The organism is Gluconobacter kanchanaburiensis NBRC 103587 (assembly GCF_007988905.1).
GTDB lineage: Bacteria > Pseudomonadota > Alphaproteobacteria > Acetobacterales > Acetobacteraceae > Gluconobacter > Gluconobacter kanchanaburiensis.
In genome coordinates, this window is sequence record NZ_BJVA01000012.1 from 14,927 (window position 1) to 33,049 (window position 18,123).

The 18,123-nt window shown below is 58.9% G+C and carries 13 protein-coding genes; 3 read left to right on the forward strand and 10 right to left on the reverse strand.

Annotated elements, in window-relative coordinates; translation table 11 throughout:
• Positions 1-14: 14 nt before the first annotated feature.
• Both pstA and pstC read right to left on the reverse strand, forming a co-directional pair.
• Complete coding sequence (pstA, locus tag GKA01_RS09915) at positions 15-887, reverse strand: phosphate ABC transporter permease PstA (protein WP_146862258.1); 873 nt, start codon at positions 885-887, stop codon at positions 15-17.
• A complete protein-coding gene (pstC, locus tag GKA01_RS09920; RefSeq protein WP_146862261.1) occupies positions 884-1,864 on the reverse strand; it encodes a phosphate ABC transporter permease subunit PstC in 981 nt (326 codons plus the stop codon). The genes pstA and pstC overlap by 4 nt, the downstream gene beginning before the upstream one ends.
• Before the next feature lie 356 nt (positions 1,865-2,220).
• On the opposite strand from pstC, the gene dps reads away from it, so the two are divergent.
• Positions 2,221-2,760: a DNA starvation/stationary phase protection protein Dps gene (gene dps / locus GKA01_RS09925; RefSeq protein WP_146862264.1), complete on the forward strand. Its 540-nt coding sequence runs from the start codon at positions 2,221-2,223 to the stop codon at positions 2,758-2,760.
• 65 nt (positions 2,761-2,825) lie between these two features.
• Here dps and GKA01_RS09930 read toward each other — a convergent pair whose 3' ends face one another.
• Positions 2,826-3,275 (reverse strand): hypothetical protein, encoded by a 450-nt coding sequence (locus tag GKA01_RS09930; RefSeq protein ID WP_146862266.1) that lies wholly within the window; start codon positions 3,273-3,275, stop codon positions 2,826-2,828.
• A 191-nt stretch (positions 3,276-3,466) separates the two neighbouring features.
• Here GKA01_RS09930 and GKA01_RS09935 point away from each other — a divergent pair, with 191 nt between their 5' ends.
• Positions 3,467-4,612, forward strand: a complete 1,146-nt coding sequence (locus GKA01_RS09935) for a glycosyltransferase family 32 protein (protein ID WP_146862269.1) — start codon at positions 3,467-3,469, stop codon at positions 4,610-4,612.
• 34 nt (positions 4,613-4,646) lie between these two features.
• Here the strand turns inward: GKA01_RS09935 and GKA01_RS09940 are convergent, their stop codons facing one another.
• The 7 genes from GKA01_RS09940 to GKA01_RS13985 all read right to left on the reverse strand — a co-directional run bounded on the left by GKA01_RS09940 (position 4,647) and on the right by GKA01_RS13985 (position 16,247).
• Entirely contained in the window at positions 4,647-5,879 is a 1,233-nt protein-coding gene (locus GKA01_RS09940; protein WP_146862382.1) for a glycosyltransferase family 4 protein, read from the reverse strand.
• 134 nt (positions 5,880-6,013) lie between these two features.
• On the reverse strand, positions 6,014-7,048 hold the full coding sequence (locus GKA01_RS09945; RefSeq protein ID WP_146862272.1) for a hypothetical protein: 1,035 nt from the start codon (positions 7,046-7,048) through the stop codon (positions 6,014-6,016).
• A gap of 183 nt (positions 7,049-7,231) precedes the next feature.
• Entirely contained in the window at positions 7,232-10,090 is a 2,859-nt protein-coding gene (locus tag GKA01_RS09950; RefSeq protein ID WP_146862275.1) for a glycosyltransferase, read from the reverse strand.
• 110 nt (positions 10,091-10,200) lie between these two features.
• Positions 10,201-11,973 carry a tetratricopeptide repeat protein gene (locus GKA01_RS09955; RefSeq protein WP_146862278.1) on the reverse strand — a complete coding sequence of 591 codons (1,773 nt, stop codon included), beginning with the start codon at positions 11,971-11,973 and terminating at the stop codon, positions 10,201-10,203.
• Positions 11,974-12,079: 106 nt separating this feature from the next.
• Entirely contained in the window at positions 12,080-13,540 is a 1,461-nt protein-coding gene (locus tag GKA01_RS09960) for an HlyD family type I secretion periplasmic adaptor subunit (protein WP_194265851.1), read from the reverse strand.
• Positions 13,541-13,542: 2 nt separating this feature from the next.
• A complete protein-coding gene (locus tag GKA01_RS09965; RefSeq protein ID WP_146862388.1) occupies positions 13,543-15,693 on the reverse strand; it encodes a peptidase domain-containing ABC transporter in 2,151 nt (716 codons plus the stop codon).
• Between the two features lie 419 nt (positions 15,694-16,112).
• A complete protein-coding gene (locus GKA01_RS13985) occupies positions 16,113-16,247 on the reverse strand; it encodes a hypothetical protein (protein WP_264789655.1) in 135 nt (44 codons plus the stop codon).
• 402 nt (positions 16,248-16,649) lie between these two features.
• Here GKA01_RS13985 and GKA01_RS09975 point away from each other — a divergent pair, with 402 nt between their 5' ends.
• Entirely contained in the window at positions 16,650-18,104 is a 1,455-nt protein-coding gene (locus GKA01_RS09975) for a protein adenylyltransferase SelO (RefSeq protein ID WP_146862281.1), read from the forward strand.
• Positions 18,105-18,123: the final 19 nt, after the last annotated feature.

Consider the following 18,123-nt stretch of genomic DNA (forward strand, 5'->3'; position numbering starts at 1 on the left):
AGATGTCTGAGGGGTCATCCGCGTCGCGCCGAGACGCGGACGGCAATATTGATGGCCAGCACACCCATCGTCACCAGAAGCGCGCCGGCCCAGGCAAGCTGCACCCAGTCTTCATAGGATGCACCAGCATACTGGTAGATGGTGACGGGCAGACTGGCCATCGGGCGATTGAGGCTGAAAGACCAGTTCTGGTTCCCAAGCGAAGTGAACAGCAACGGGGCCGTCTCACCACTCACCCGGGCCAGAGCCAGAAGAATGCCCGTCAACACGCCTGTCTTGGCCGAACGCAGACACAGCGACAACGTGACCCGCCAGCGTGTTGCGCCAAGAGCTGCACCCGCTTCGCGCATGGCAGTCGGGACAAGACGCAGCATGTCTTCGGTCGTGCGGACAATGATCGGCACAGCCAGAATGGCCAGTGCAACGGAGCCGGCCAGCGCAGAGAAATGACCGAACGGCGCCACCATAACCTGATAGACGAACAAACCGACCAGAATGGACGGTACCGACATCAGAACATCCGAGACGAACCGAACGCAGGATGCGAATTTGTTGGTGTCCGAACCATATTCGGAAAGATAGATACCGCAGCCCAGACCAAGCGGCGTCGCCATAAGCAGGGCAATAAAGGTCTGGATCAGACTGCCCATGATGGCATTTGCAAGCCCGGAAGAAGAGCCCGGAGGGCCCATCGGCTTCATGATGGTCGCGGCCGACAGTCCGGCCAACCCGCGGGACAGCAGCGTCCACAGGATGGACGCCAGCACCAGAACGAGAATGCCGGCCATGACCATCCCGAAAGCGGTCGCCAGATGATCGGCGCTCCGGCGACGGGCGGCCCGGGGATTAGGTTTCCAGCCGGTGGAGGAGACGGCGGTATCGCTCATTTCGTATCTCTCCGCAGCATCCGCGCCAGAGCCAGACTGGCGAAGGACAGCAGCATCAGGATGAAGCCCAGCGCCAGAAGCGCCGAAAGCCGAAGAGATCCCGCCGGACTTTCCGGGAACTGAAGGGCAATCAGAGACGCAACCGTACTCCGCGGCGCAAACAGCGACCAACCGACAGCCGTCACGTTTCCGATTACGAAGGTTACGGCCATAGTCTCGCCCAGCGCACGCCCCATGCCCAGCACGATCGCACCGATCATGCCCGAACGGGACCACGGCACCACGACTTTCCACATTACGTCCCAGCGTGTAGCGCCCAGTCCGTAGGCACTCTCACGCAGCATGTTGGGCATAGCAGCAAACACATCCCGCATCACGGCCGTCATGAAAGGCGCAATCATTACGGCCAGAACCAGCCCTGCGGTCATCAGTCCAGTGCCGAACGGAGCGCCATGGATGATGAAACGGAGACCCGGCGTGTGCCGGAAATGATGCGTCAGAAAAGGCTGGACCGTCCGCGCCATGAACGGGACGATCGTAAAAAATCCCCACATGCCGAAAATGATGGAGGGGACGGCCGCTAGAAGCTGCACGGCGGTTCCGACGATTGCTGCAATCCGAGGAGGGGCCATCGCCGTCAGCCAGAATGCTGTTCCGAACGCCAGGGGTAGTGCAATCACGACGCCAATCAGGGTACTTAGGATCGTCCCGAACAGAGGGGCCCAGGCGCCGTAATCGTCGGACACCGGGTTCCAGACATCGCGAAACGCAAAACCGGGACCGAAGACCCTGAAAGCCTGACTCCCCCCCACACCCATAAGGAGTACGAGGCCGCCAAGAACGACCAGCACCAGAAGCGCCGAGGCCGCAACCAGCAGGTGGAATGCGGTATCAGGCCCGCTGCGACGGTTTCCACTCCGGGAAGCTCCGGCCCTGTCGCGGTCCTCGGTAGGCTGCGTGGCTGTGGCAAGGGTCATGCGTGGGAAGCTCTGACTTGAAAAACGGGCATTATCCAGCGACCGCAGCCGCCATCCCTGTGCATTAGCCGTCCTATCATGGAAGGACAACCAGAAGAGCTTCCCCCACGGATGAAAGATTTATGTCAATCGGTCAAAAGCGCCAATGCAAAGCGCCCTGCGATTACCTGAGGCGAAGCACACCTTGCGGATCACGTTGCAAACGGAATTGTCAGATGGGCAAACAGGTTTAAGCAGGAACTGTGGCACATGTAACACGTTTAGAAGGCAGCAGCGCCGCAACCATGCAGGTGCTGGGATATTCTGCCGACCTGACATTCTTGGACGGGTCGCATTCCGATACTCAGGAGATTTCCATGGCTTCCAGAGCAGACCGTCACGTGACGCAGAACAACACGGCCGACAACACCAAGAACGTTTCGATCGAGACGCTGAATGCCCGGCTCTCCGACCTGATCGATCTCGCCCTGATCACCAAACAGGCACACTGGAACCTCAAGGGCCCCCAGTTCATCGGTGTTCACGAAATGCTTGACGGGTTTCGCTCAAGCATCGACGGGTTCTCCGATACGGTCGCAGAGCGCGCCGTACAGCTTGGTGGGACAGCCCTCGGCACGGTGCAGGACGTCTCCAAAAACAGCGCCTGCACCCCATACCCGAACAATATCTACCGCGTCGCCGACCACCTTGCCGCGCTGATCGACCGTTATGCAACAGTCGCCAACAACATGCGTGAATCCATCAAGGTTACGGATGAGGCTGGTGACGACGATACAGCAGATGTGTTCACCGAGGTGTCACGCGGCCTCGACAAACATCTCTGGTTCCTTGAGGCCCATGTTCAGGAACCCACTGGCGAGATGCGGGACGGTGACCACAAGGGCAGCCGGAGCTGAGTAATCTTTCTGTTATCTTGACCCTCTAAAAAAGCCCCGCAATGCTGTTGCGGGGTTTTTCCATATCAGAGACAACGTTCGAGATGTTCGCGGGCAAAGGAGAGTTCCGGCGCCTCACGTGTCCATAATGCTACGTGCGGCGGAGCTGCGTCCCCTTCCCTGCCATGCACTCCCGAAACATCTATCTCGCTTTCATCCATTGCAGGCTGCACAGGAGAGTTTTCCGACAAGGATGGGGAAATAAGAGCCGCAAGCTGCTCAAAATCACTAGTCTGCAACGGCTCGGGCGCAACGCCCAGATCTTTCTGAACAAGCCAGCTCTTCGTCAGGGCTCGCAGGTCACCCCATTCACGTTCCCCATCCGGCAACGCCGTTTCAGACCGCCCCGCCTGCGCCGCAACAGCAAGGTCATGAAAATCCGATACCGCCAGCAGCGCGGGATGGGCAGACGTATCTTTCCAGCAGACCCATCGCCCGAGAGCGTTCTTCAGAACGGAAACTATTTCATGTGTCATTTCTGGCCTCGCCATCATCCCGTCCGATTCCCGATCTGGAAATGATCCAGCACCTGCCCGCAGGGAGAGAAAAATCCTGAAAAGGCCGGAATTATTATAAAGAACACCAAAACCATTGATCAGTACAAAAATCTTACCTTAAGATAAGGGGAACGAGACTTATCGATTTTTATAACCGAATTGGTTAACCAATGATTAAATCTGATGCTATTAGCAACCCTTCATCTACATACATCAATATACTGAATTCCTGCCACGACCATCAGGCCATCACCTATTATCAAAAGCATGGCGCGGAAACAGTAGAGCATGCTTTCGCCATCGCCAACATCCTTCACATCCATAGCAAGGTTCTTGAGGCCTCCTTTTTTTACAGGGTGGCTTTCGACATGCACAGCAAGCAGCAGACGGAATTTCCTCTTCCGCAGTCATTGCTCCAGGTCAGGCTGCTCTGTCTTCTGAAATCGTCCAATACACCCCCGCCGGAAGAACTTGAGGAGCTGGAAGGCTATTCGCCGGGCCTCGCCAACTATATTCGTGGAATCCAGGCTGCCTGGCATCATGGCAGAACGGCGGAAGGCCTCGAACTGGTTGGAAATGCCTTCGAAAGCTTTCATTCCGGAGAAGAAATAGACCGGCTTTATCTGGAACTGGCCCTGCGACATCCGCCGGCCGGTTTGGAGGCTCATGAAGAAAACGACGGATTGCCCCATGTGCCAGCCCGACTTTACATGTACTGGGACAGCAATCCGCCTGACGAAATCCTTAGAAACGTCCAGTATCATCAGGAACTGCTCGGCGCGGACTTTCTGTTTTTTGATCGTGAATCTGCCAGTAAATGGCTTTACGATCATTACGGCCGGGAAATCTGCGAAATTTTCCGGAAAGTCCGCCATCCGGCCGAAGGCGCCGACCTTCTTCGCCTCTACGTCATTCTCGCAAATGGTGGCTGGTGGCTAGATGCCGACCTTCGGATCCGTTCAAAAGACGCCTGGGACCGTCTTGCGACAACCACCCGCAGAAGCTGCCGTCTTTTCACGACGCATAATTATGTGCTGCATAACGACTTCTTCGGTGCGGCACCGGGAAGTTCCTATGTCGCCAATGCCGCCATGACGGCATTGGTCAACACATTCAGTTATCCCGATCTCTACATCGCGTTCAAGACCGGCCCGGGTGTGCTGAACCGCGCTATCAGCCGGGCGATCCACACCGCTTTACAGAGCAAACAGCCAATTTCAGACCTTCAGATCAATGACCAAAACGGCTTCAACGATTTCGTGGAGGAATACGACGTCACCTACAAGCACGTCAGTTCCTCCTGGCACAGCGCATAGACGATTAAAAACAGCGCCCCCTGTTCTGGCGTCCTTATGAACGATGCGTGCTGACGATCTGGTCAACCAAGCCGTCATAACGCTCCAGATAGCTCTTCAAACAAAGTTCGGCTTCGGCATATCGCCGGGCTTCCTGACCTAGGCGACGGGCACTTCGTCGGTCATCCAACATGACCAAGGTGGCCTCGGCAATTCTGTCAGGCTCCAGAAACGGCACCAGTCGCCCGGTCACATTCTCGGTAATGAATTCCCGTACGGGCGCGGTATCACTACCGATAATAGGGCATCCCGTAGCCATGGCTTCACGAAGGGACCAGGATGCGACGAAAGGATATGTCAGATAGAGATGGGCGTCTGAACGCCTCAGAAGAGCGCGGAAATCATCGTATTCGACCTTGCCGACGAAATGAACGCGCTCAAGATCAAGACGTGCACCGACCTCGCGCAGCATGATTTCGCGCCAGCTACCGCCTCCGGGCGGGAGCGTCCCATAGCTGACCTTGTCCCCACCAACAAGAATGACGTGGGCATCCGGGCGTTCAGCCAGAATACGCGGAAGCGCCCGCATCACCACATGAAAGCCGCGATAAGGTTCAAGGTCCCGCGCGACATAGGTCACGAGAGAGTCTTTGGGGGTGATTTTGACACCATTGATGACGAGATTACGCCGTCTTGCCTGAGGCTCCGGGCAGCAAAGCTCCAGATTGACCCCTTCACGGAGCAGGGAAATTTTCTCCTGCGCCCAGCTTGGATAGGTACCCCACTGAAACTGGGTAGGGCTTTGACCGTAACCATTCGCCAGACACAGGGCCTGGAGATTGATCGAATTCTTGACCCGAACGGCCGCCGCCAATTCCGGGGAGGGCGGAAATTCAGGGTCGAAGCCGACATCGTTCCGATCGGCATGATAGAAGAATTCGAAATATCCGAGGATCGGGCAGCCCGGAAAGACATCGCCCAGATTAAGCAGTTCGCCCCAGCCGTGATGACCAATGATGATATCCGGTTCGTATCCCAAGCCCTTGAGCGTTCTGGCAGCCGTGGCCACGGCTTCGGCACGGAGAAGACCGTACTCGAACTCCCTCAGATGCGGATGGGTTTCCATGGAAGGAAGACGCGGGACACGATAGATAGCCCGCCTGACGCCGGGAATATGACCGTTATTCGCCTCGGAAATGAAAACGATCTCATGACCCCGCGCCTGAAGATGACGGACGAAGTGCAGAAACTGCCCAGGAAAATTCTGGTGGACGAATAGATAACGCACATCTTCTCCGGAAAGACAGGACGCCTCTGCGGCTTCCTGTTCGCGCGCGGAGAGGACAGCAGATGGCAGCAGTTTCACAAGAACCGGAGACGCCTGACATGCCTCCGGTTACAGCGTCGGAAATCGTCAATCCATCAGGATGACGGGGTGGTCTTGCGCTTTTTGGGCGCCGCCGGCTTCGCCAGGGCTTCGGCAGCTTTCACAGGGCGCGCCTTGGCAGCGGCTTTGCCCGGGGCAGCCTTGGCGGCGGACTTGGCAGCAGCAGGCTTGCCGGACGCGGACTTTGTCGAAGCCTTCGGAGCAGATGTCGCTTCTTCTTCCCCGGTCACGAATTCGAGCAAGAAGGCTTCCAGCGGTGCAAGACTTTCCGCCTCGAGCGCTTCGGAGCCATCCACCGGACCAAGCCGCGTGCCATCCGTGAAGGTGGCCGTCAGACGGACCTTGAGCGTTTCGGCGGATTGACCCTTCAGACGCACCCTAAGCCCGAGAATGGGCAGAGCCATACCGCGCGAGCCACAGTACTGACCGCCTTCAGCCCAGGGAGAGAGCCACCCCTTTCCGAGAACAGCTTGATATTCGACATCCGCAGCGGGAACGCCTTCTTCCGGTGCAATACTGAAGCCTTCGATCCAGCTCTGGCTACCCGGAACGCCCATCCAGTGTCCAATGCCCGTAGAAACATCCCCGCGACGCTGGATATGGGCGGAAATATCACTGGAGACTTTCTCAGCCACCGTCTCGGCAGATGTAGCGGCTTCGCTACCTGCGGACGCAGCGGCGGGAGGTGCGGATACTGCCGGGGCCGCGGAAGCCGGTGTCACCGGACCCGCGAGTTGCGCGACCTGCAGCCTGGGTGCGGGATGGGGGCTGTCAGGTTCCTGATAGGTGGTAACCAGAACCGCTGCTGGTCCGCGCATGACTCGGACCAGAGCCGCGCCGTTCGATCCTCCGATCCAGCCATCCTCCTCGAAGGTGCTGACCGTCACGATCCCCGGTGGCGTGCCAGGTGCGCGGGAAATCCGAACTCCCGGGAGACCGGCAGCTCCGGCGGGAGCCTGACCGGCGGCATGAAAGATGCAGAAAATTCCTGCATCCAGCACCATCATGTGCGCCCCGGCCTTGAGGTCAATGACCCGGTTCTGTCGCGGTGCTTCGGCGGCGTTAGACATTCCCTACTCCCAATTGCGTCCGTTCTTGCAGGCAATAATACCGGTATGTTTCATGAACTGTCACGCGTGGTTCTTACAGTTATGAACAGCATCCCGACGATGTGTTACGGCAGCCTTCTATAAGTACCGGCTTCTGTTTCGGCGTTATAGTGGCCTATTTCGATAGAAAAGGTAAACCGCTCCTCACCGGGACGATCCCCATTTCCGCATCAGGATCGCCGCGAGCTGAAATGCCGGGATTCCGAGAGGTATGGCGAGACCTGCTCCGCTTTTGCGAACCCGTTCTCCCTGTGCCCCAAGATCAAAGCAGACCGCCTCCAGACCGCTGCGCCACACTTGCCCCAGTGCATAGCACCATGTCTCAGGCGCAATGGAGGGTATCAGCCCGACATCGGGTTTCTGCTGACGGATAAGATCCTGAACTTCGTTCTCGCGGTATTCGCCTGTCACCCTCACGCCCAATGCGATCAGAGCGTCGTCATCATGCGTATGCCCTACCAGGGACAGTTCGATGGGAAGCCGGTGGGCCCGGATCTCCCTCGCAAGATCCAAAAGAACGTCATAGCCTTTCCACTGACTGATTCCCCCCACCACACACACTCTAAGAGGCTGCCCGGACAACCCAGGACGCGCAGCCCGGATATCCGCCTGCAACTCTGCATCATCTTCAAGGGGAATGGTCTGGATCGTCAGACCCGGAAAGTGCCGGGTAATCCGCCGGACCGTATCGTCAGTCGGCGCCATGAGCGCACGCGCCGATGACAGTTCGTGTGCGGATCGGGCAAGAAGCCCGGAAATCGAGATATCTTCTCCCAGATATCCTCCCCAGCGTGAGACACATTTCTCGCATCCCGCCTGATCGGGTTCGCCGCAGTAACGCCCTTCTCCGTCACAAAGAGAAATGCGCGGACAGAACCAGATATGGTCATGGATGAAGATATCACAGGGGATGTCCAGTGCCTCGTGGAGCGTCCGGATGGCAGGCGCATGGCCGATCAGATGATGCCATTCGACCACCCTCACCCTCAGAGACCGCAGCAAATCCAGTAACCCGGGGAGTTCTCGGGGAAGGGAGAATTTCAGATTGGGAAACCTCTTCTCTTCAGAAACATGCTCGAGAAGACAGCCGGTTGCGTGCGGCCGCAGGGCAAGAGCAAGTTCGCCCGCAGCCTCAAAAGCTGCGGAGCGCTCGCGTACGACGCGACCCACCCCGCCGCCGGCATCGTGCTGCACCATCAGAACGGCTGGCCGGCCCGCGGCCAGACGCAGCAGTGCCGCTGCGTCCAGTCTGCGCCGTGTTTCATGCAATGGATCGGCTTTGATGAAGCACTTGACAAGCTGATTGTAGCCGGGATGGAGAGCATTGAGGATCTGGAGGTTCCGCGCGCCGAGTGCTTTGCGGGCTCCCCCGAACGAGGCCGACCCGACATGCGCCACGAAGAGCTCGGGAGCCGCCAGATGACGAAATCCCTTTGCCGAGGCCCGCAGGCAGAAATCGTTCTCTTCGCCATATCCCTGCGCAAAAATATCTTCGCGAAAGAGACCGACTTCCAACAGGCAGTCTGCGGAAATCGCCATGCAGAAGCCATGGGCCGTGGGCAGTTCGATCCTGTCCCCGCCAGTTCCGGCGCCGTCACCACAGACGTCGCGGCACAACCGGTCCATTGCCCGCATCTCCCTCAGGGAAGGGACGGGATTTGATCGGTCGACCGACGGATAGGACATAATAGTCGCGTCATTGGAAAACGGAGTCACCGTTCCGGTATCCGACTGGATGAGCCTTGCCCGCAGCCGTTCGACCCAACCTGCCGGAACCAGGGTATCGCTATTGAGCAGCAGGATATCCCGCCCCTCGGCGGCGCGGATGCCGTCATTGGCCGAAATCGGAAAACCCCTGTTCCGGTCATGCCGGATCAGCAGGATCCGCCCTTCTTCCGCAAACCGGTCGAGTGCAGAAGCCAGCGCGGGCTCGGGACTAGCGTCATCGACCACGATCACTGGGACGTCCGCCGGGCAGGTCACGAGGACGGTCCGCAGGCAGGCCATCGTGGTTGAACAGGCGGCATAAACGGGAATGACAACCGCGCAGCCCGGAGACGCACGCAGACCGGACGCCCGGGGCATTCCGGATCTAACGGCGACAGGCTGAAACCGGGCGGCCAGTCCCCCTGTCTGGCCTGTGACAAGCCTGCCAGTCAGAGGATCGACAGGCGCACCCGTCAGAAGATGTCCGTTTGCATCTCTCAGCTCCAGCGGTCCCGGATCTCCTGGAGGCAAGAGTGCCGCGGGGACGTGAAAGATACGGTTGCGGGCCAGCGGGATATCGCTGTCCACATCCTGGGCGAAAGCTTCAGCGCGGAGATGGGAACCGTCCCACAATGTGACTTGCGGAACATGTTCAGGCTCGGCGGGTGTCCAAATCCAGCCCGTCAAACCGTCGATATCCGCCTCGACAAAAGACTCGCAGCGGGTCAGGGCCGCAATATCGAGCGGACTGCCCAGAACATGCCGCCGGCCTGAGCGGACTTCCAGCTGGCGAGCCAACCGCCAGCCCTCGGACAGAACGTGCACGCCGTCCTTCAGTCCCGTCGCCACCTCCTGTCCATCCAGAAGCAGGCGAACAGGTCGGGCGGCACGGATCAGGAGCGTCCCATTATTGGACGCAGTCATCCAGCCGAGGCGCCCTCCGGCGGCGGCAATCTGATCCGCGATGGGATGGGTTTCGGGGGTGGCATGAAAGCGTGAAAGCGCGTCCTGCATCCGGCAGCCGGCTTCGTCCAGACGCTCCAGCCGCACAAGGCAGAGGACTTCCAGAAAAGCGGCTTCACGCAGGGCGTATGTTTCCCGCAATTCCCGCATGCGAAGCAAACAGTCTGCGAGCCGGCCCGCCGACAGACAGGCCAGCCCGACAGCCCATTTCAGATTGGGATTTGTACGGGACATCCGCTCGGCGCGCTCCAGCCAGAACAGCCCGAGAGAAATGTTTCCACCCTGAAGCGCAGCCTGCCCTCTGGAAAAAGCCTCCTGTGCGCGACGGCTCATTGCCTCCCGCCAAAGGGCCCGCTCTTTTTCGCTGACCGTCCGGCCAAAGCCCGCAAAAGCGGCACCAGAGGTCCTGCGGCGCGAAACGGAACGGTCAGCCGACACGGAAATCAGTCATCATCATCCGGCTGAGCCTCATCCAGAAGCACGAGTTCCGCTTCGGCGTCACGGATGTTCTGGGCTTTCGCGCGCTCCAGCCAGACCCGGCCCTCGACAGGATCCGTCACTCCCGCCAGGCCCCGCACGAGGTAGCGGCCAAGCATCATCTGCGCCAGACCATTGCCGCGCTGTGCCGCCTTGCGGAACCAGAGCTGGGCCTGGGGACGGTTTTCGGGGACGTCGTGACCGCCACCATACATCGCCGCCAGCGAGAACATCGCATCGACATTTCCGCTTTCCGCGGCATGCCGGTAGAATGTCAGAGCCTTATCGTGATCGCGGCGTCCATTGATGCTACCGTTCACAAGAAGAGCCGCAACAGTGACCTGCGCCTCGGCCATACCGGCATCCGCCGCCTTTTCCATCCAGTAAAGTGCCTGTGTCGGATCGGGCTGCACGCCCCGTCCCTCAAGCAACATTCTACCATACCAGTACTGTGCATTGACGACGCCATCAGCGGCCTTCTGCATCCACCGCGCCGCCTCCCGCCCATCCTGGGTCCCGGTCACACCTTCAGAAAAACAGACGCCCAGATTGAAAGCACCGACCAGATCGCCCTTCTCCGCCGCTTTCTCGAAGCGCGACTGAAGAGCCCGTCTCTCATCGGCTGTCGCGGACGCACCAGCGAGAATCAAGTTTCCGAAATCCGCATCCGCATGGACGTCTCCCGCTTCAGAAGCAATACGGAACCAGTGAGTCGCCACATCGGGATCCTGATGGACACCATTCCCCGTAAGATAGAGAAGACCCAGCGCCCGTGCGGCTCCGGCGTGTTTTTGTTCAGCGGCAAGCCGGTACCATTTGGAGGCTTCCATCAGATTAGGCGGAAGATCTCCCCCATTGGCACACAGATCCCCCAGTAGCGCCGCGGACTGTGTGTCACCGTTCATCGCGGCGCGTTTCAACCAGGTTTCCGCACGCCCGAAATGCCTTGGCGTGCCGATCCCTTCGAGCAGCATCAGCCCGTATTTCGCCTGGGCAGCCACAATATTGCGTTCCGCTGCTTCCCGGAAATATTCGGCCGCCCGGCCGAGATCCCGCGGGACGCCAGAGCCGGATTCATACATGCGCCCAAGAATGTCGAATGCGGTTCCAAGACCGCCCTTGCTGGCTTCCCGAAGATGCTCCGCAGCGGCTGCCAGATCCTCGTCTGTTGAGGCGTCTTGCAGAATACACAGCGCCATCCCCAGATGTCCCTGTGAACATCCAGCCTGAGCCGAACGCTCATACCAGGTGCGGGCCTGCGGCAAGTCGCGAAGATCCTCCGGACCGCTCGTCAGGATATATCCGAGCAGGGCCTGCGCATCCGGAGAACCGGCTTCAGCCGCGACTCTGGCCCAGCGCAGCCCGAGATGGAAATCCGGATGTCTCGGTCCGGCTTCAGGCGTGTGCGACAGATCCAGTGCTTCGCGGGACGTCTGGATTTCGAACCCTTCGGGCAAACCGACCGTATAGAGCGTCGCAAGAACAAAGGCAGCTTCGGTGTGGCCTGCCTGCGCAGCCTGATAGATCCAGCGGGCCCCATCCTCAAGGCTGGGAGGAACCCCGATTCCGTCCAGATAGGCACGACCGACACGGAAAGATGCCTCTGCATCTCCCGCGGCGGCAAGGCGGCTGAGAAGAGCAAAGCCCTGAACGGCCTGCCCTGTTTCCGTGAGGTGGATTGCGTATTCCAGCTTTCCCTTCGATGACAGAAGAGAACCAAAACGATGTTTGATCGACATGTAAGGCACAGGTCCTGAATGACTATCATATGGAAACGCCCGGATCTTGCCGGGCGTTCCTTCGAGCGCTTCTAGGGACGCTCCATGTTTGATCGACGGGTTCCTGTTATGGCTCTCTCATACCGTTCGTCAACGCAGGCGTCAGCTTGTTGAACAGGTACTGCAGGACGGTCCGCTTACCGACATCGATATCGGCTGTCAGAGACATTCCGGGCATCGGATGGAAGAACGACGGCTGACCGTGAAGCGTATAGCGGTCAATCCGCAGGCGGACACGATAGACACCTGATGACGCGGAATCATCCGCCGCTGCATTGCCGTTGGCTCCCCCGCCGCCATTCTGCGAGGACGGCGTGAAGGCGTCCGCACTGATGACGCGCACCGTTGCTTCCGCGCCGCCATACTGATCATACGGGAATGTCGCGAATTTCAGGAGCGCATGATCGCCGACCTGAACGAAGCCCACGTCCTGCGAGCGCATGACCGCTTCCATTTCCAGTCCGAACCCGGTTGGAACAAGCGTAATGAACTGTCCGGCGGACTGCAGAACCGATCCTACCGAGCCTTGGCCAATCGTCAGGACGATCCCGTCTTCCGGAGCACGAAGGAGAACAAGATCCTGACGCAGACGCGCCTTCTCGAATGAACTCTGATACTCGGAAAGATGATGACCTGCTTCGGTAAGATCCGAATAGATCTTGGCCTGCCAGTTTCCGATATAGCCGTCACGCTCCGCTTTCATGGCCGCCAGCTTCTTTTCGGCGGAATTCGCACTCTGCTGGGCGGCAATCTCTGCGCGCTCCGCTTCCATCAATTCGGTCTGCGCGCCAAGGGTCGACAGGCGCGAACCGACCTGATCGGCCTGCTCGCGCTGACGCATCTGAAGAACTTCTGAGGCAACACGCATCTTGCTGCCATACATGGCGGCATTGGCCCGATACCCCTGGATATCACTCTCGAGGCTCGCGATCTGCTGAGCGTAATTCTCGACATGCCCCTGATATTCGCTCTTGCGACGCAGGAAAGCGGCCCCCTGCTCCACCGAAGCCGGATCATTCAGGTTGACGTGATAATCCTGACCTGCCGCTTCAGCCTTGAGGCGATCATATTCCGCCTGATAGGCATCCCGCTGCTGACGCATGTTCGTGATGTCGGCTTCGGTAACGGTCGGATCCAGATGGGCAAGAACGTCACCCTTCTTTACGAAGTCGCCGACACGGACGTCGATGGAGCGGATGATCGCAGTTTCGAGAGGCTGCACGACGATGGTTGGCTGCGTCGAGATCAGCCGGCCCGGTGTCGAGACGACGCGATTGATCGGGAACAGCGCCATAGCGGCAAGACAGGCCAGAAACAGGCCGCCGATCAGCAGGATGATATATCGGGCTGCCGGGGTGGCCGGCAGATTGACGAGGCCTGCCGTCGGCGAATGAAACTCGAGCAGCGCCAGCGGCATATCGTCGGGAGCAAACGGATCCGTTGCCGTGCGTGGGACGTGCTGGTTGAAGTCCTCGTCGGACTGATGGGGTGTCCGATCGTCCTTCGGGATCATGCCGGAAGAGCTCATGATCACTCTCCTTCCGTCAGTTGCCCGGTGGAACCGGGAACATCATTATCTGTCATGTGCCGGTTCTGCTGCAACCAGAGCATACGATAGATTTCGCAACGCTCCAGAAGAACCCGGTGCGGCGCGATATCAACCAGCTTACCCTGATCCATGACCGCGATCTGATGACAGTTCACAAGTGAGGACAGGCGGTGGGAGACGATCACCATCGTACGTCCCTTGCCAATCCGCTGCAGGTTGGCGTTGACGAGGGCCTCGGATTCCGGATCAAGCGCAGACGTCGCCTCATCCAGGATCATCAGCTTGGGATCACTGATGACGGCACGTGCAATCGCGAGCCGCTGACGCTGGCCACCGGAAATGTTGGTCGAGCCTTCCTCAATCCACGTGTCATATCCGGCGGGCATGCGCTCGATGAATTCCTCAGCACCGGCCAGACGCGCGGCACGGATGGCATCGTCAATCGTAAGCCCAGGGCGACCGGCCGTGATATTGTCCCGGATGGTGCCGCGGAAAAGGAAGTTGTCCTGCAGAACAACACCGAAAGAGCGGCGCAGATGCGTCAGGTTGATCTCACGCAGATCCACGCCATCAAGGCGCAGATAGCCCGTATAATTCCGGCTTACACCCTGCAAAAGACGGGTGATCGTCGATTTACCGGAGCCGGACCGCCCCACAAGACCCAGCATAGTGCCTGCCGGGATCTCGAACGTGACGTTATTAAGCGCCTTGGCCGTCGATCCCGGATAGGAAAAGTCCACATTCACGAAAGACAGGGCGCCTTTGATGACAGGACGCATACCTGTAGTCAGAGCCTTGGTTTCGGTCGGTTGGTTCAGGACCATTCCCGCCTCACCGAGGGAGACGCTGACCTCATTGAAGGCTTCCATCAGCTTGGCAAGATTAACGAGCGGACTGGCCACACGTCCACCCAGCATCATGAAGCCCATAAGGGCGCCAGACTGCATGGAGCTTGAATTGGTCAGGATCAGGTAGGCCCCGATCAAAATGATGCCACGATTGATGAAAATTTCGAAGGGCTGGACCAGCGTCTGCGGCCAGCTCGCCATCCGGCCTGCCGCCAGTTTCCAACGTACGACGTCAGCCGTCCGCTCATCCCACAATTCGCGGCGCGTGGCCTCGAGAGCGAGCGTCTTGACAGTACGGATACCAGCGACCGTTTCATACAGGATGGAGCCGCGCTTCATTTCCGCGAGAACCTGCTTGCCGATGACACGCGTGACCGGTGGCAGGAACAGCACCACGATCAGTCCGATACATCCGGCAGCGGCCAGCGTCATCCAGGCCAGCGTCGCGCTGATCACGAAGAGGACCGGCAGCACCACAATGAGCGTAAACAGATCCAGCAGTGTACTCATGAGCTGACCGGTCAGGAAGTCACGCACCTTAAATACGGCCATGAAGCGGCCAAGTATTTCGCCTGTCTGCTCGCGTTCGTAGAATTCCAGCGGCAGAGCCAGCAGCCGGTTGAAGGCATGTAGAGATATACGCGCATCCAGCCGGGTTGACAGGATCAGAGACAGTTCGCGCCGCGCATAGGTTAGCAGGATTTCGTAAAGCGAAAGAATGATGACAAAGCCGCTCAGGGAAATCAGGGTCGCCATGGAGTGATAGTTCACCACACGGTCCACGACCTGCATCACGATCAGGGCGGGAAAGACCTGAAGGATGCTGAGGATCATCGACGCGAAAGCGATGTCACGCATCACCTTTTTCTCGCGAAGCACCATCTTCGAGAACCAGAGCAGATCAAACTTGGCGTCCGCTTCGGATTCATCGCGGCGGCGTTTGACCAGCAGGACATCACCGGTCCAGACCTGCATGAGACGTAGCTCGTCCACCGGAACGGGCGCATCCCCTTCTCCCCCCATGGGATCACGCAGCCACACGACGCCCTTTTCGGCATCGGCGCGAACCATCAGTCCGGCCGAGCCGTCCTTGAACATCAGGACGACGGGAGGGGAGTTGCGGATCTTGACGAGATAGCGCCAGCGCAGACGCATGCCTTTGGCAACCGCACCCTGCTCGTTCAACCACCGCGCCAGCGTGGCGGGAGACGGAGAATCCTCACCCGGTTCCGCTGCGAAATCGCGGATATCCAGTTCAAGACCGTGATAGCGGGCTGCGGCCAGAACCGCGTAAAGCCGGATGACGGTCGGACTGACTCTTCCGCCGGGACCTGACAAGCTCTGGGTATGCTCCACGAAATGTCCTCTATGCTGTTGTCGCGCCCAGGGCAGACCTAAGGGCAACACCAAAGGCGGAAAGCCAGTTCATTTTCTCATGAATAGAGAAGACTCTCTTTTCCGTCACCACCCCTGCGGGCAGGAAAGGAAAAATACCTGGCGCCAGCATAGCCCCGAGAGATCAAAAACTCATTAACACTCTTAAGCATAGAGACCTCCCCCGTGAGGGGGTTCTATTGAAAATATGGATAAAATACGGGAATTGACCAGAAAATAGGCTCTCCCTCATTCTGTATTAAGAGACTGGATTTTCCTCTCCTCCCCCATGACGAGGGTATCCGGAAAAATCCGTTACTTCGAAGGCATTACTTCATCGTATAGCCGCCGTTGAAGAGAACGGTCTGACCGACGACGGCGGCCCATTCCATCACGGTGCCCTTCGTCTTCTGGCGGATTTTGAGGACGCCGAAAGCCGGTCCGTCTTCGTCGGAAAGAGACACGCGGGCATGTGAAGGTCAATCTTCCGGGCGGGTCGGACGGCTGATCGTGGCGCCTGCCCTGCCTGATTTTTTGGAACGTTCTCCAGGCATGGAAATCGAACCCGGCATGACTGATCGGACACAAACTCGGGATGCTTCCGATGCTCAATGTCACCAGCTCGGCCTATCTGGCGAAACACGGGCTGCCGTATACGCCGAACGACCCGCCGGAATGGCGGACGCCGCCCTTCCCATGACCACAGCTCTATCCTTATCGCAGGCATCTCTTGCGACGGCTGGACGTCTTTACGGACTGGCTGACGGCGCTGCTGAATTTCCACTATTTTGCGACGGACACCCTTCCTTTGTGAAGGACGATCGTCCATCTGAAGAGGGTCTCTGCCCGTCCTGACTGGAACCACGATGCAGCTTTCCAGTATCTACGCGTCCCTGCCATCGCAGTTTTTCGCACCTCTGTCCCCAGCCCCCCTCCACAATCCGAAAATCGTGGCCCTGAATGAACCTCTGGCCCTGGAACTCGGACTGGACCCGGACTGGCTGCGCAGCCCGGCTGGACTGGCGTTTCTAAGCTACGGCGCGCGCCCCGACGGTGTTGCTCCGGTGGCGATGGCCTATGCTGGACACCAGTTTGGACATTTCGTTCCAAGCCTTGGCGATGGCCGGGCCATGCTTGTTGGCGAGGTGACGGATCGGAGCGGACGACTGAGGGACATTCACCTCAAGGGCTCGGGGCCGACACCATTTTCACGACGGGGAGACGGACGGGCGGCTCTGGGGCCCGTTCTGCGCGAATACATCGTGAGCGAGGCCATGCACGCGCTGGGCATCCCGACAACACGCGCCCTGGCAGCCCTGACGACAGGCGAAAACGTGACCCGGGAAACGGTTCAGCCCGGCGGCGTCATCGTGAGAGTTGCTTCCAGCCACGTCCGGGTTGGGACATTCCAGTATTTTGCAGCGCAGGGTGACACACAAAGCGTCCGCACGCTCGCGGATCACGTTATCGGGCGTCTGTATCCAGAGTTAAAAGAGGCCGAAAATCCTTACCTGGGGCTGCTGGAGGCAGTCACGGCACGACAGGCTGAACTGGTGGCGCGCTGGATGCTGATCGGGTTCATTCACGGCGTCATGAATACGGACAACATGTCCATTGCGGGTGAAACCATCGATTTCGGCCCTTGCGCCTTCCTTGACGCCTATGATCCGGCCAAGGTTTTCAGCTTCATCGACCAAAATGGCCGTTACGCCTATGGAAACCAGCCTGACATGGCCCTGTGGAACCTCGGCAGACTGGCCGAGGCACTCCTGCCCCTGCTGGATTCCGACCGTGAGCGGGCGGTTGAGAAGGCCAGAAGCCTGCTGATGCGCTTTGATGGCAGGTTCAACACGGTCTATCTTGATGGGTGGCGCAGGAAGCTGGGGCTGGCTCTGGAACAAGACGGAGATGCCCGGCTGGCGGGTCGTCTGTTGACGGCCATGCAGCGTGGCGAGGCGGATTTCACGCTCACGTTCCGCAGACTTGGAGACGCCGTTCGTTCAGGGCGAACCGAAGACTTTGTGACGTTGTTCGGGGGGAATGCGAAAATCGAAAACTGGCTCAGGGACTGGCAGGCGCGGCTGGATCGGGAAGAGCGCTCTGCGGAAGCCTGCTATGCCGACATGCAGGCCACGAATCCCCGCCTCATTCCTCGCAATCATCGAATCGAAGAGGCGATACAGTCAGCTCTGATGGGCAATTATGCGCCTTTCCAGCGCCTGAATACGGCGCTGGCGCATCCCTTTGATGACGGGAGCGAGGGACTGGACGCACCGCCCTCGCCTCATGAGGCTGTCAGAAACACATTCTGCGGCACATGAAGGGTCAGGAGACTTCCAG

Excerpts from the sequence above, each read along its gene's own strand:
- pstA (WP_146862258.1), bottom strand. The coding sequence starts at position 887 with ATGAGCGATACCGCCGTCTCCTCCACCGGCTGGAAACCTAATCCCCGG.
- dps (WP_146862264.1), top strand. The coding sequence starts at position 2,221 with ATGGCTTCCAGAGCAGACCGTCACGTGACGCAGAACAACACGGCCGAC.
- GKA01_RS09960 (WP_194265851.1), bottom strand. The coding sequence starts at position 13,540 with ATGAGCTCTTCCGGCATGATCCCGAAGGACGATCGGACACCCCATCAG.
- GKA01_RS09935 (WP_146862269.1), top strand. The coding sequence starts at position 3,467 with ATGATTAAATCTGATGCTATTAGCAACCCTTCATCTACATACATCAAT.
- GKA01_RS09955 (WP_146862278.1), bottom strand. The coding sequence starts at position 11,973 with ATGTCGATCAAACATCGTTTTGGTTCTCTTCTGTCATCGAAGGGAAAG.
- pstC (WP_146862261.1), bottom strand. The coding sequence starts at position 1,864 with ATGACCCTTGCCACAGCCACGCAGCCTACCGAGGACCGCGACAGGGCC.
- GKA01_RS09930 (WP_146862266.1), bottom strand. The coding sequence starts at position 3,275 with ATGACACATGAAATAGTTTCCGTTCTGAAGAACGCTCTCGGGCGATGG.
- GKA01_RS09975 (WP_146862281.1), top strand. The coding sequence starts at position 16,650 with ATGCAGCTTTCCAGTATCTACGCGTCCCTGCCATCGCAGTTTTTCGCA.
- GKA01_RS09950 (WP_146862275.1), bottom strand. The coding sequence starts at position 10,090 with ATGAGCCGTCGCGCACAGGAGGCTTTTTCCAGAGGGCAGGCTGCGCTT.
- GKA01_RS09945 (WP_146862272.1), bottom strand. The coding sequence starts at position 7,048 with ATGTCTAACGCCGCCGAAGCACCGCGACAGAACCGGGTCATTGACCTC.